The organism is Streptomyces sp. LHD-70, assembly GCF_031157275.1.
Lineage (GTDB): Bacteria > Actinomycetota > Actinomycetes > Streptomycetales > Streptomycetaceae > Streptomyces.
On record NZ_JAVIFW010000007.1, the window covers coordinates 200,039 to 213,077 of the forward strand.

Here is a 13,039-nt window from a genome sequence, read left to right on the forward strand (position 1 = left end):
CGGGGTACCCGGCGCGGCGGAGGAGACCCGTACGAGGAGACCCGTCCGGCGAGAGCAGATCCGTCGCAGCCCCGCCGCGCAGTCTCATCAACAGGTCAGGAGAACGGCATGCCTGCAGGTTCGAGCGCGAAACGCGAGCGACAGTACGAGCACATCAAGGAGAACGCCAAGGAACACGGAGTCTCGGAGAAGCGGGCCGAGGAGATCGCCGCCCGCACCGTGAACAAGGAGCGGGCCCGCTCCGGCGAGTCCCGTACGGCGAGCCGGACCTCGACCCAGGACCCCAAGTCCGCCCCGGAGCGAGGCGGACAGCGCTCGCACTCCGGCGCGCAGGGGCCGACGAAGGACCAGCTCTACGCCGAGGCCCAGAAGAAGAACATCGAGGGCCGCTCCTCGATGAACAAGCAGGAACTCAAGCGCGCGCTCGGGCGCTGACCCCCGTCGCCTCGGGGGCGCCCCCGCCGTACGCGCGGGAACGAAGCAGAGGGAGTCGGAAGCACGATGGGTAACCAGATGGACGTCGTCCGGGCGAAGCTCGCCCGGATCAAGGCCGCGAAGAAGCACACCGACGGTGTCGCGCTCCACCGCGAGGAGCTGAAGGAGCAGGGGCGCCGGGAGTCCGAGGCCGCACGTCAGGCGGAGGCGGCGGCGAAGGCCGCGAAGGCCGGCCGCCGGGAAAAGGGCCACTGACCGCAGACTGACCGCCGACTGACCGCAGCCGCCCGAGCACCGCACCGCACCTCACCGCACCGTGAGCCCGGCGTACGTACACCCCGGGCCGTGAAGCCCGGCGCACGTACAGCCCGGGCCCTGAAGGGAGTCCCCATGCCCGTCGACCGGGAGCCCGCGCAGACCTCGGCGCGCGAGCCCGACGCCGTACCGCACGACCCGCAGGACCAGCAGGCCGCACCGGACGACAACGAGACCGGCCACGAGACCGGCCAAGAGAAGGCCGACCACTGGGACGTCCCGACACCGGACGGCGACCCGGAGGACGAGGACTCGGAGGCGTCGCACGAGGACGTGCCGGACACCGACGAGGCGGGCACCGGCCGCAGGGGCGAACAGCAGCAACAGCTCTCGAACCACCCGGAGCCGCAGGAACCGTCCGGCTGAGCGGGTACCTCGATCCACACCGAGTCAGGCCGAGCGCTGATGCAGGACGGCCACGTCACCGAGCAGGGCACGTACGACGAACTGGTCGCCGCGGGCGGGGTGTTCGCGGAGCTGGTCGCGCCGGGCCAAGGGCAGGTGAGGGTCGCTCGCGCCTCAACTGATCGCATGTGAGCGCCTGTTGAGGAGCAGGCGGACGAACCCGGCGGCCAGGACGGAGAGGGAGGCCACGAGAAGTGCGGCGAAGAGCACGACCGCCGGGTTGACCCAGCCGGGCACGAGGTCGTAGTCGGCGTTGCAGGCGTTGCGCAGCGGGAACGGCTGGTTCATCTCGGCCGCGTGCTGCGCGCGGTACGCGGAGTCGTAGTGCTGCTGCTGCGTGACGCAGGCCTCGCCCACGTCCAGGGCGCCGGAGAACGCGCCGACGCTCCAGGAGACGAGCAGCCCGAGGAACGCCACCGGTGCCGTCGCCACGGCGAAGCTCAGCCGGGCGCGGCGCGTCCGCCCTTCCCGTAGGGCGGACGCGCCGCGTCGCACGGCGGACACGACGAGCAGCCCACCGCCGATCAGCCCGCCCGCGCACACCGCGAACACCCAGCCGAACGCGAACACGGCGAAGCCGGCGAGCGCCGCGAGGCTGCCGAGGTAAAGCCAGCGTTCGGGGTGCGGCGGGGCGCTGTCGGACATCCGGGGTCCTTCGTACGTACGGGCGGGGACGTACCCATAATCTCGGACCATGACCAGAACTGACCGTGTCGGCCGCTGGATCGACGCTCCACGGGAATCCGTCTACCACGCGCTCGTGGACCGCGGTGCGCTGGAGACGTGGCTGCCGCCCGAGGGGATGAGCGGCCGCATCGAGCACTGGGACCCGCGCCCCGGCGGCGGTTTCCGGATGGTGCTCACCTACCTCGACGCGAGCGGCAGCCCCGGCAGGCCCGCCGGCAAGACCACAGCGGCGACGGACGTGGCGGACATCGCGTTCGCCGATCTGGTGCCGCCCGAACGCGTCGTGCAGCGCGTGGAGTTCACGTCCGACGACCCGTCGTACGCGGGCACCATGACAATGACCTGGGAGTGCGTGGAGGCGGCGGGCGGCACGGAGGTGACGGTCACCGCGACGGACGTGCCGCCGGGGATCGAGCGGGCCGACCACGAGGCGGGGATCGCGTCGTCGTTGGCCCAACTGGCGCGGTTCGTGGGGTAGTCGGGCGCGCCTCATCTCCGTACGGGCCAATGCGTTGCTCCCCTAAGAACCGCGAGTCAGAACCCCGAATCAGAACCCCGAGTCAGAACCCCGAGTCGTCCCCCCACTGGTCGAGCAGGGTCTCCTCCGAGTCCGTCGCCGCGGCGTGGTTCGCGTGGTGGAGGGACTGCTCGGTCCAGATGACCTTGCCGCGGCCGGTGTAGCGGGTGCCCCAGCGGTGGGCGAAGCGGGCGACGAGGAACAGGCCGCGGCCGCCCTCGTCGGTGCTCTTGGCGCGGCGCAGGTGCGGTGAGGTGCTGGAGCCGTCGGAGACCTCGCAGATCAGGCTGTTGCGGTCGTGCAGGAGGCGCAGACTGATCGGTTCGGTGCCGTAGCGGATGGCGTTGGTGACGAGTTCGCTGACGATCAGTTCGGTGGCGAACGCGGCCTCGTCCAGGCCCCAGTCCGCGAGCTTGCGGGTGACGTCGGCGCGGACGCGGGAGACGGCGGCGGGGTCGTCGGGTACGTCCCATTCGGCGACGCGTTCCGGTGGAATCCGGCGCGTACGGGCCACGAGGAGCGCGACGTCGTCGGCGGGCTGCTCGGGCAGGACGGTGTCGAGGACGACCTGGCAGACCTCGTCCGGGCTGCGGTCCACGGTCTCGGCCAGGGCGCCCCGCAGGAGGTCGAAGCCGATCTCCAGGTCGCGGCGGCGGTCCTCGACCAGGCCGTCGGTGTAGAGGGCGAGGGTGCTGCCCTCGGCGAGCTGGAGTTCGGCGGTCTCGACGGGCATGCCTGCGCCGAGGCCGAGCGGCGGGGAGACCGGTACGTCGGGGAACTCCGACCGGCCGTCGGGGTGGACGACGACGGGGCCTGGGTGTCCGGCGCGGGCGAGGGTGCAGCGTCCGCTGACCGGGTCGTAGATCGCGTAGAGGCAGGTGGCGCCGAGCATCATGCCCGCGCCGACGCCCTCGGGGTCGGTCTCGTCGGCGTCGATGCGGGCGGCCAACTCGTCGAGGTGGCCGAGGACTTCGTCCGGTGCGCGGTCCAGGGCGGAGAAGTTGTGCACGGCGGTACGGAGGCGGCCCATGGTGGCGGCGGCGTGCAGGCCGTGGCCGACGACGTCGCCGACGACGAGCGCGACGCGGGCGCCGGGCAGCGGGATCACGTCGAACCAGTCACCCCCGACCCCGGCCTCGGCGGGCAGATAGCGGTGGGCGACCTCCAGCGCGGACTGCTCGGGCAGGGCGTGCGGAAGCAGGCTGCGCTGCAGCGTGACGGCGACGGTGTGCTCGCGGGCGTACCGGCGGGCGTTGTCGATGGACACGGCGGCGCGGGCGGAGAGTTCCTCGGCGAACGACACGTCGTCCGGCGTGAAGGACTCCTGCTCGGAGCGCCAGAAGTTGGCCGAGCCGAGGACGACCCCGCGGGCCCGCAGCGGCACCGAGATCAGGGAGTGGATGCCGTGGTCCAGGACGCGCCGCGCCCGCTCCGGGTCCTGGGCGCGCCAGCCCTCGGACGCGGCGAGGTCCGCGGCGAGCACACCGTGCCCCGTCGCGAGCCCCTGGAACATGGGGCTGCCGGGCACGAAGCGGATGGACTCGCCGGCCGGGTACAGCGGCGGGTCGTCCTGGATGCCGCGCACGGCGATCCGGCGCATGGGGGCGTCGGTGTCGTCCGGTTCGTCGCCGCGCATCACGGCGTCGAGCAGCTCGATGGTGGCGAAGTCCGCGAACCGGGGCACGGCGACCTCGGTCAACTCCTCGGCGGTGCGGGCCACATCGAGGGTCGTGCCGATGCCCACCCCGGCGTCGTAGAGGAGTTGGAGGCGTTCCCGGGCGAGTTCGGCGCGGCCGGCGAGGGCGCGCAGCTCGGTGGAGTCGCGCAGCGTGGCGACGCTGCCGGCCGGGCCGCCGTGGCGGCCGACGGGCCGGACGTTGACGGCGAGGAGCCGGTCGCCGACCCGGTGCACGGCGTCGGTGACGGACTCGCCGGAGGTGAGGAGCCGGGCGGTGGCGGGGGCGAGGCCCAGGTCGGTGGTCCGGCGGCGTTCCGCGTCGGCGGGGAGGTCGAGGAGCCGGCGGGCCTCGTCGTTGGCGAGGAGCAGCCGGCCGTCGGCGCCGACGATCAGGACGCCTTCGCGGACGGAGTGCAGGACCGCGTCGTGGTGCTCGTACATCCGCGTCATCTCGGCGGGTCCGAGCCCGTGTGTCTGGCGCTTGAGGCGCCTGCTGACCAGGCCCGAGCCGCCGGCCGCCACGATGAGGGCGCCGCCCGCGGTGCCGAGCAGCACGGGCAGGCGGCCCGCCACGTCCCGGTTGACGTGCTTGACGGTGACGGAGGTGGACACGATCCCGGCGACCGAGCCGTCCGCCCGCAGGACGGGCACCACCGACTGGACGACGTCCGTGTCTCCCCCGGGCACCATCGGGCCCTCGGCGTTCTCGACGGTGGTGCGTCCTTCGAGCGAGGGCTCGATGGTGCCGATGAACGGTTTGCCGATCTGCTCGGGGTCGGGGTGCGTGAGGCGGATGCCGTCGGTGTCGGTCACCACCACCGCGTCGAGCCCGGAGCGCTCACGGACCGCCTCGGCGCGGGGCTGCAGGACCGCCGTGGGGTCGGGGCTCTCCAGGGCCGCCACCATGCCCGGACCGTTGGCGAACGTCTCACCGGAGACGAGCACCTCGTCCCGGGCCTGGTCGTTGGCCTGGTTCCGGACCTGGACGACGATGACGAGCAGCGTGGCGACGACGAGGATCACGACGATCGCGAGCTGCAGCAGGAAGACCTGACTGGCGACGCTCCGTGCGTTCAGCAGGCGCCGGCGCCACCCCGAGGCCCGTACCGGCGGCTCGTTCTGTCCCCGCGGCTGGGCCGGCGGACTCGACCCCCGGCGCGCGGATCCGTGCATAGCCATGTGTCCCAGTCTTCCCGACCCCGGTGGTGATTGACGTGTGGGCGACCCCGGTGGCGGGCCTGGCGGCCCGCCACCGCAGTATGCCGTCCCGGCCGTCGCGTCCCGGCCCCGACCTGCCCCCTCGTGCGGCCTCCTTCCCTCTGGTGCGGGTGCCGGGGTGCGCGCTTCGGTCCTGGCCGTTGACCTACTTAACGACTGTTCGATAACTTGCGAGCGTTTCTGCCGCGTTGGGAAGGGTGGGGGTCGTGTCCGACGAGCCCGTTCTGTTGAGCGAACGCACCGAAGGCGTCCTGACGCTGACCCTGAACCGCCCTCGGCGGAAGAACGCCCTGGACCCCGTGCTGTGGTCCGCGCTCGGGGAGGCGCTGGCCGGCGCGGGCACGGATCCGGACGTACGGGCGGTCGTACTGACCGGCGCGGGCGGCGATTTCTGCGCCGGGGCCGACCTGTCCGCCCGGGCCGGGGAGAGTGCGCCGCCGCATCCCCTGCACCGGATGCGGAAGATCAACGACATCGCGCTGCTGCTGCACGAGCTGCCCAAGCCGACGGTCGCGAAGGTGGACGGGGTGGCGGTCGGGGCCGGGTGGAATCTGGCGCTCGGCTGCGATCTGGTGGTGGCGTCGCCCCGGGCCCGGTTCTCGCAGATCTTCGCGCGCCGCGGCCTCTCCGTCGACTTCGGCGGGTCCTGGCAGCTGCCCCGGCTCGTCGGGCTCCAGCAGGCCAAACGCCTGGCGCTGCTCGCCGAGATGATCGACGCGGCGGAGGCCGAGCGGCTCGGCCTGGTCACGTGGCTGGTGGCGGCCGAGGAGCTGGACGCGTTCGTCGCGGACCTGGGGCGTCGGCTCGCGGCGGGGCCGCCGGTCGCCCAGGCCCAGAACAAGGCCCTGCTCAACGAGGGCGTCGACCGCACTCTGCGCGACGCCCTCACGAACGAGGCGCGCGCCCAGACCGTCAACTTCGCCACGCAGGACGCACCGGCCGCCCTCGCGGCGTTCAACGAGAAGCGGGAGCCGGAGTTCACGGGCGAGTGGGCCGTGAAGTGACCGCCCCTCCAGCGCCCCTCCACCGTCCCTCCACGTTCCCTCCCGGCGCAATTCCCTGCGTACGAAAGGGTTCTGACCGTTTCTGACCGTATGTCAGGAGGATGACCTGGCCGGGCGGGAGCGGCGGGCCGCCGGGCGGTACTCGACGAGGACCAGGGCCAGTTCCACGTAGCGCTCGGCGAGGTCGGCCACGCTCTCCTCGCCGCTCTCGCGGTACCACTGGGCGACGGCGTTGCACATCGCGATGACGCCGCGGCGGGCGTCCTGGGGGTGCGGCGTGCGGAAGACGCCCTGCTCCACGCCGTCCTCGATGATCTCCTTGAACATCCGCGTGCCGTCGAACTGCCGGCCCCGGAACTCCTCCACCTGCTCCTCGGACATGCTGCGCCACTCGGCGAGCGTCAGACTGCTCTCCAGTCGGTACTCCGCGCGGTAGCGCACGGTGGCCCGCACCACCGCGGCGAGCTGCTCGCCCGGGTCGTCGCCCGCGGACTCCAACTCCTTGCGGCAGGAGTCGAAGTAGGCCTGGCCGCTGCCGTTCACGAGGGCGTGCAGCAGGTCCTGTTTGCCGGTGTAGTAGTGGTACATCGCCGACAGGCTCACGCCGGCCCGGCGGGCGATGTCGCGGATGGACACGGCGGCGTACCCGCGCTCCCCGAACTCCTCCCGGGCGGCGTCCAGGATGGCCTGCCGGCCTGTTCCTCGCACCGGTGTCCTCCTCATGTCTCGGATCCGGTCACCGGGCATCCTAGCCGCCTGAACGATCGTTCTATCAAGGTCGGCTTCCTGTCGTCGGACGCGCCGGGACGCGGGCTCAGGCCCGGCGTGCGGCCAGGGCGCGGGCTCGCCAGTCCGGGTCGGCCGCGAGGTCGAGGCCCGTCCACGCCATCGCGAGGGCCCCGGTCAGGGCGGCCTCGTCGGCGGCGGGGCTCGCGGCGTCGACGGCGAACTGCCGGGTGTGCGGGGTGCCCTCGGCGCCGTCGATGCCGATCCCGGGGTGGATGGCGGGCAGGGCGTGGGTGACGTTGCCCATGTCGGTGGAGGCGCCCGTGCCGCGCGGGACGGGGCCCGGCTCGGGCACGTCACGGCCGGTGGCCCGCAGGTTGCGCGCGTACGCCTCCATCAGGGCGGGGTCGTGCCGCAGCTCCACGTAGTCGGGCTGGGTGGGGCGTACGTCGAGGGTGGTGCCGGTGGCGAGGGCGGCGCCGCGGAAGCAGTTGAGGACGCGTTCGCGGAGGGTCTGCAGCTCTTCGCCGGTGGGGGTGCGCACCTCGTACTCCAGGACCGTGCGCTCCGGGATGATGTTGGTCCGCTCGCCGCCGTTGCGGACGATCCCGGCGATGCGGTCGCCGTCGCGGAGCTGCTGGCGGAGCTGACCGATCGCGACCTGGGCGACGACGGCCGCGTCGGCGGCGTTGAGCCCGGCCTCGGGCGCGGACGCGGCGTGCGCGGCACGGCCGGTGAAGGTGGCCTCGAAGCGGCCGACGGCGGTGCTGGAGCCGCGCGGGTCCACGGTGTCCCCGGGCTCGGGGTGCACCATCATCGCCACGGTGACGTCGTCGAAGGCGCCGCGCTCCAGCATCAGCACCTTGCCGCCGCCCTCCTCCTCGGCCGGGGTGCCGAGGAGTTTCACGCGGAACCCCAGCTCGTCCGCGACGGCCGTGAGCGCGATCGCGGCGCCGACGCCCGCCGCGCAGATCACGTTGTGCCCGCAGGCGTGGCCGAGCTCCGGCAGCGCGTCGTACTCCGCGCACACGCCGATGGTCAGGTCGCCGACGCCGTACGTGGCAGTGAGCGCGGTCGGCAGTTCGCAGGCGCCGCGCCGCACGGTGAAACCGGCCTCCTCGAGGAGCGTGGCGACGCGCTCGGCGGCGCGGGCCTCCTCGAAGGCGGTCTCCGGGTCGTCGTGCAGCGCGTGGCTGAGCTCGACGAGCCGGTCCTTGTACGCGTCGATCCGGGCGGCGACGCGGTCGCGCGGGGTGGGGGCGGCGGGCATGAGGGTCCTCCACTCAGGGCGGGGCGCGCCGCGCGGGTGCGGGGGTGCGCATCGGGAAACCGTGGGCCGGGGCGCCGGAGGGGATCCTCGGGACCCCTCTGCGCTTCCCCAGGTGTACCCGCTCACCGCCCGATTCGCCAACGTACGGCCTGGTCAGACCGCACGCCACCGACGGAGGAGCCGTCAGATCAGCTCCGGGACCGTCGCGTTGGCCATGCCGCCGCCCTCGTACGTGGACTGCGGTCCGTAGCGGATGCCGTGGTCCTTCATGTGGGTGCTCTCGGCGATGACCGCGTCACGCATGGGGCTCTCCTCAGGCGTCGGACCTGCGAATGCCGGACAAGGAGAAGGGGGCGGGCGCGGCCCTCAGAGGCCGAGGGACTTGGCGATGATGGTCTTCATGACCTCGCTGGTCCCGCCGTAGATGCGCGAGACCCGGGTGTCGGCGTAGAGCCGGGCGATGGGGTACTCGGTGATGTACCCGTAACCCCCGTGCAGCTGCAGGCACTTGTCGATGACCCGGCCCGCCGTCTCCGTGCAGAACAGCTTGGCCTTGGCCGCGTCGGCGACGGTCAGCTCGCCCTCGTCGTGCAGCTCCAGGGCGCGGTCCGCCATGAGCTGGGCGGCCGTGACCTCGGTGGCGCACTCGGCGAGCACGAACTTGGTGTTCTGGAAGTGCGCGACGGGCTTGCCGAAGACGGTGCGCTCGCGCACGTAGCCGGTCGCGAAGCGCAGCGCCGCAGCGGCGGTCGCGGCCCCGCCGAGCGCGATGGTCAGTCGCTCCTGCGGCAGGTTGTGCGAGAGGTACGAGAAGCCCGCGCCCTCCTCGCCGAGCAGGTTCCGGGCAGGCACCTTGACGTCGGTGAAGGACAGCTCGGCGGTGTCGGAGGCCTTGAGCCCGATCTTCCGCAGCTTCCGCCCGACCGCGAACCCCTCGCTGCGGGACTCCACACAGAGGATGGACAGGCCCGCCCTGCGGTTCTCCGGGTCGTACGGGGTGGTGCGGGCGACGACGAGCACGAGGTCGGCGAGGACGCCGCCGGTGATGAACGTCTTGGCGCCGTTCAGGACGTAGTGCGTGCCGTCCGGCGAGAGCTCGGCGCTGGTCCGGATGTTGGCGAGGTCGGAGCCGGTGCCGGGTTCGGTCATGGCGATCGCGGTCATGAGCGCGCCGCTCGCGAAGCCGGGCAGCCACCGCCGCTTCTGCTCCTCGTTCGCGTACGCCATGAGGTACGGCAGGATCAGATTGGTGTGCACCGAGTAGTTGCCGAAGGACACCCCGGCGCGGGTGGTCTCCTCGGTGGCGACGGCCGCGAACTTGAAGCTGGCCTGCCCGGCGCCGCCGAACTCCTCGGGCACCTGGACGCCGAGCACACCGAGGTCGCCCAGCCTGCGGTAGAAGTCCCGTGGCGGATGCCCCTGCTCCTCCCACTCGTGGTGGACGGGCACGACCTCCTTCGCGATGAAGTCCCGCAGTGTCGCGCGGAACGCCTCGTGATCCTCGTCGAACACCGAACGGCGCACGGCAGCCTCTTCTCGAGAGTGGTCAGACACCGAGTCGAACGATCGTTAAGCTAGCGCCACGTGCCAGCGTGTCGGTTCGCTGTCGCTCGCGGTGATCTCCCGCCTGGCCCGCAGGAGGGTGAGATGGGCCAGGGTCTCGCCCAGGGCGAAGCGGCGCTGCTGGATGCCGAACCGCCCCCAGGGGCGCGACCATTCGAGCTCGGCGGCGAGTTCCCAGGCGGTGGCGCCCGGGGCCGCGCGCACGGCCGCGTACGTCTCGGCGAGGCGTTCGGTGTGGTGCCGGGCCATCTGGACGAGCCGCTGGTCGAGGCGCCGGAAGCGGTACTCGTGGGCGGGCAGCACCTCCTCCACCTCGTACCGTTCGAGCCGGTCGAGGGAGGCCAGGAAGTCCGCGAGCGGGTCGCCGACGGTCCGCGCGTACACGCCTACGGCCGGGGTGATGCGGGGCAGCACATGGTCGCCGGAGAACAGCAGGCGGCGGCGCGGCTCGTGGAAGCAGGAGTGGCCGGGGCTGTGGCCGGGGGTCCAGAGGACGGTCAGGTCCAGGTCGGGCAGCCTGACGCGCTCCTCGTCCTGCAGCAGTACATCGGGTTCGGGTGCGCCGAAGAGCAGGTCGACGTTCAGGGCGTCCACGGTGCCGGCGGCCTCGGGTGCGGGCATGCCGTGGCGGGTGAGGTGGTGCAGCAGGTCGGTACGCCACACCTCGCGGGCGCCCAACGGGGCGGCGTCCAGGGCGTGCAGGGCGACGTACGCGCCGGAGGCCTCGCGGACCCGGCCGGCGAGGCCCAGGTGGTCGGCGTGGTTGTGGGTGACGAGGACGGCCTTGACGTGCTCGACGGCGGTGCCCATCTGCGCGAGGCCGTCGCAGAGGGCTTGCCAGGAGGTCTCGGCGGGCCAGCCTGCGTCGACGAGGGCGACGCCGTCGCCGGACTCCAGGGCGTACACCAGGACGTAGCGCAGCGGGTTGTCCGGGATCGGGACGGGGATGGACCAGAGCCCGTCGCGGACGCGCTCGACCGGGGGAAGGACGCGGTCCTGCCAGGCCTGCCACTGCGTCGTGCCGGTGATCTCGAGAGTCACGGTCGTCCTTTCCGTACGCGTCGTCCGGCCCGTTGACACCCTCTGGGGCCTGTGGTTGCCTGAGGACGACATTTGCTGAACGATCGTTAAGTTAACAGATCGGGTGCGGCGCCGACAGGGGCCGCCGGGGGTACTCACCACCGCGATAAGCACAGGCACTCACCGCGAAGAACTGGCTCTCGCCACCGGGAAGACCGGGCAGAAAGTGGGGAAGTCCATGCGTACCGAAGGTGTTTCGGCTCTGGTCACCGGTGGCGCCTCCGGCCTCGGTCTGGCCACCGCACGCGAGCTCCTGGCGTCCGGCGCCCACGTGGTCCTCTTCGACCTGCCGAGCTCCGAAGGCCCGTCCGTGGCCAAGGAGTTGGGCGAACGGGCCGAGTTCGTCGCGGGGGACGTGACCGACGAGCAGGACGTGACGCGGGCCGTCGACGCAGCGGTGGCGCAGGACCCGCTGCGCGTGGTCGTCAACTGCGCGGGGATCGGCGGCTCGGCCCGTACGGTCGGCCGGGACGGCCCGTACCCGCTGGAGCAGTTCACCAAGGTGGTCACGGTCAACCTGATCGGCACGTTCAACGTGATCCGCCTGGCCGCGGCGCGGATGGCCGACAACGAACCACTGGACGGCGACCGCGGCGTCATCGTCAACACCGCCTCGATCGCGGCCTTCGACGGACAGATCGGGCAGGCCGCGTACTCGGCGTCCAAGGGCGGCATCGTCGGCATGACCCTGCCCATCGCGCGTGACCTGGCCGGCCGGCAGATCCGGGTGTCGACGGTGGCGCCCGGCATCTTCGACACCCCGCTGCTCGGGAAGGCCCCGCAGGAGGTGCGCGACTCGCTCGGCCGCCAGGTGCCGCACCCGCCGCGCCTCGGCACTCCGGACGAGTTCGCCTCCCTGGTCGGGCACATCGTGGCCAATCCGATGCTCAACGGCGAGGTCATCCGCTTGGACGGGGCGATCCGGATGGCGCCGAAGTAGGACGTATTTGGTGTACGCGGTGTACGCGGGGTGCCTCAACTTGGCTGACAAGTCGGCGAGTTGTCGCCCTGCCCGCGCCGCCCCGCCGATCCGCCGACCCACCAACCGGTCCCGTCCTTCCGCACCTCGCACCCACCCACCCACCCTCTACGGAGTCGCCCCATGTCCGACGTGGTCCGCACCGACTTCTCCGACAGCGTCGCCGTCATCACCCTCGACCGTCCCGAGGCCCGCAACGCCGTCGACCTCGCCGTCGCCGAGGGGGTCGCCGCCGCGCTCGACGAGCTGGACGGGCGTGACGACCTGAGCGTCGGCATCCTCACCGGGGCGGGCGGCACGTTCTGCTCCGGGATGGACCTCAAGGCCTTCCTGCGCGGCGAGCTGCCCAGCGTCGAGGGGCGCGGCTTCGGCGGGCTCACCGACGCGCCGCCGCGCAAGCCGCTGATCGCGGCGATCGAGGGGTACGCGCTCGCCGGTGGCTGTGAACTCGCCCTCGCCTGCGATCTGATCGTGGCCGCCGACGACGCCCGGTTCGGGCTGCCCGAGGTGAAGCGCGGACTGGTCGCGGCGGGGGGCGGGCTGCTGCGGCTTCCGCAGCGCCTGCCGTACCAGATCGCCATGGAACTCGCCCTGACCGGCGGCTTCCTCGACGCCTCGCAGGCACACGCGTACGGCCTGGTCAACCGGCTCACCGCGCCCGGCGGCGCCCTGGACGGAGCGCGGGAGCTGGCCGCCGCCATCGCTGCGAACGGGCCGCTCGCGGTCCGGGTCAGCAAGGAGGTCGTCGTCGGGTCCCTGCAGTGGTCGGCCGAGAAGGCGAGGGAGCGTCAGAAGGTTGTGGTGGAGCCGGTGTTCGTCTCCGACGATGCCCGGGAAGGGTCGCGCGCCTTCGCCGAGAAGCGCGCACCGCGCTGGACGGGCCGCTGATGACGGCCGGTCCCGCCAGTCCCCCGCCGCGATCCGGGGGTACGGGACCGCTCACCGGCGTACGGATCGTGGAGCTCGGCGGCATCGGGCCCGGACCGCTCGCCGGGATGGTACTCACCGGGCTCGGGCGTGGGACGGGCGAGGACACCCGGAGCGTGCTGGCCGAAGCGGGCCTGGCGGGGGCCGAACTCGACCGTCTGACCAGGCAAGGAGTGATCCGGGAGACAACCTGAACAGTGACCCGAGGAGTGATCTGAGGAGTGACCCGAGGAGT

The 13,039-nt window shown here is 72.5% G+C and carries 14 protein-coding genes; 8 read left to right on the forward strand and 6 right to left on the reverse strand.

Going from position 1 to position 13,039, the window contains the following annotated elements:
- Positions 1-108: 108 nt before the first annotated feature.
- The 3 genes from RCO28_RS15800 to RCO28_RS15810 all read left to right on the forward strand — a co-directional run bounded on the left by RCO28_RS15800 (position 109) and on the right by RCO28_RS15810 (position 1,116).
- Positions 109-435, forward strand: coding sequence for a plasmid stabilization protein (locus tag RCO28_RS15800; RefSeq protein ID WP_308941754.1), 327 nt, complete (start codon positions 109-111; stop codon positions 433-435).
- 66 nt (positions 436-501) lie between these two features.
- Entirely contained in the window at positions 502-690 is a 189-nt protein-coding gene (locus RCO28_RS15805; protein ID WP_308941755.1) for a hypothetical protein, read from the forward strand.
- Between the two features lie 135 nt (positions 691-825).
- The gene (locus RCO28_RS15810) at positions 826-1,116 is read left to right on the forward strand and encodes a hypothetical protein (protein ID WP_308941756.1); all 291 of its coding nucleotides are present in this window, start codon (positions 826-828) and stop codon (positions 1,114-1,116) included.
- Between the two features lie 153 nt (positions 1,117-1,269).
- On the opposite strand, the gene RCO28_RS15815 is transcribed toward RCO28_RS15810, so the two are convergent.
- Positions 1,270-1,800, reverse strand: coding sequence for a hypothetical protein (locus RCO28_RS15815; protein WP_308941757.1), 531 nt, complete (start codon positions 1,798-1,800; stop codon positions 1,270-1,272).
- A gap of 49 nt (positions 1,801-1,849) precedes the next feature.
- On the opposite strand from RCO28_RS15815, the gene RCO28_RS15820 reads away from it, so the two are divergent.
- Positions 1,850-2,320: an SRPBCC family protein gene (locus RCO28_RS15820; RefSeq protein WP_308941758.1), complete on the forward strand. Its 471-nt coding sequence runs from the start codon at positions 1,850-1,852 to the stop codon at positions 2,318-2,320.
- Positions 2,321-2,402: 82 nt separating this feature from the next.
- On the opposite strand, the gene RCO28_RS15825 is transcribed toward RCO28_RS15820, so the two are convergent.
- A complete protein-coding gene (locus tag RCO28_RS15825) occupies positions 2,403-5,216 on the reverse strand; it encodes a SpoIIE family protein phosphatase (protein WP_308941759.1) in 2,814 nt (937 codons plus the stop codon).
- A 245-nt stretch (positions 5,217-5,461) separates the two neighbouring features.
- Between RCO28_RS15825 and RCO28_RS15830 the strand changes: the two genes are divergently transcribed.
- Positions 5,462-6,259, forward strand: coding sequence for an enoyl-CoA hydratase (locus RCO28_RS15830; RefSeq protein WP_308941760.1), 798 nt, complete (start codon positions 5,462-5,464; stop codon positions 6,257-6,259).
- Between the two features lie 93 nt (positions 6,260-6,352).
- Here the strand turns inward: RCO28_RS15830 and RCO28_RS15835 are convergent, their stop codons facing one another.
- From RCO28_RS15835 to RCO28_RS15850, 4 genes are all read right to left on the reverse strand, one after another.
- Positions 6,353-6,967, reverse strand: a complete 615-nt coding sequence (locus RCO28_RS15835; protein ID WP_308941761.1) for a TetR/AcrR family transcriptional regulator — start codon at positions 6,965-6,967, stop codon at positions 6,353-6,355.
- A 106-nt stretch (positions 6,968-7,073) separates the two neighbouring features.
- Positions 7,074-8,255 (reverse strand): M20 family metallopeptidase, encoded by a 1,182-nt coding sequence (locus RCO28_RS15840; RefSeq protein WP_308941762.1) that lies wholly within the window; start codon positions 8,253-8,255, stop codon positions 7,074-7,076.
- 366 nt (positions 8,256-8,621) lie between these two features.
- Positions 8,622-9,779: an acyl-CoA dehydrogenase family protein gene (locus tag RCO28_RS15845; RefSeq protein ID WP_308941763.1), complete on the reverse strand. Its 1,158-nt coding sequence runs from the start codon at positions 9,777-9,779 to the stop codon at positions 8,622-8,624.
- Between the two features lie 45 nt (positions 9,780-9,824).
- Entirely contained in the window at positions 9,825-10,859 is a 1,035-nt protein-coding gene (locus RCO28_RS15850) for an MBL fold metallo-hydrolase (protein ID WP_308941764.1), read from the reverse strand.
- Positions 10,860-11,076: 217 nt separating this feature from the next.
- Here RCO28_RS15850 and RCO28_RS15855 point away from each other — a divergent pair, with 217 nt between their 5' ends.
- The 3 genes from RCO28_RS15855 to RCO28_RS39340 all read left to right on the forward strand — a co-directional run bounded on the left by RCO28_RS15855 (position 11,077) and on the right by RCO28_RS39340 (position 12,998).
- The gene (locus tag RCO28_RS15855) at positions 11,077-11,838 is read left to right on the forward strand and encodes a 3-hydroxyacyl-CoA dehydrogenase (protein WP_308941765.1); all 762 of its coding nucleotides are present in this window, start codon (positions 11,077-11,079) and stop codon (positions 11,836-11,838) included.
- 162 nt (positions 11,839-12,000) lie between these two features.
- Positions 12,001-12,765, forward strand: coding sequence for a crotonase/enoyl-CoA hydratase family protein (locus tag RCO28_RS15860; RefSeq protein ID WP_308941766.1), 765 nt, complete (start codon positions 12,001-12,003; stop codon positions 12,763-12,765).
- Positions 12,765-12,998: a hypothetical protein gene (locus RCO28_RS39340; RefSeq protein WP_374991170.1), complete on the forward strand. Its 234-nt coding sequence runs from the start codon at positions 12,765-12,767 to the stop codon at positions 12,996-12,998. Before RCO28_RS15860 ends, RCO28_RS39340 begins: the two co-directional genes overlap by 1 nt.
- Positions 12,999-13,039 lie beyond the last annotated feature (41 nt).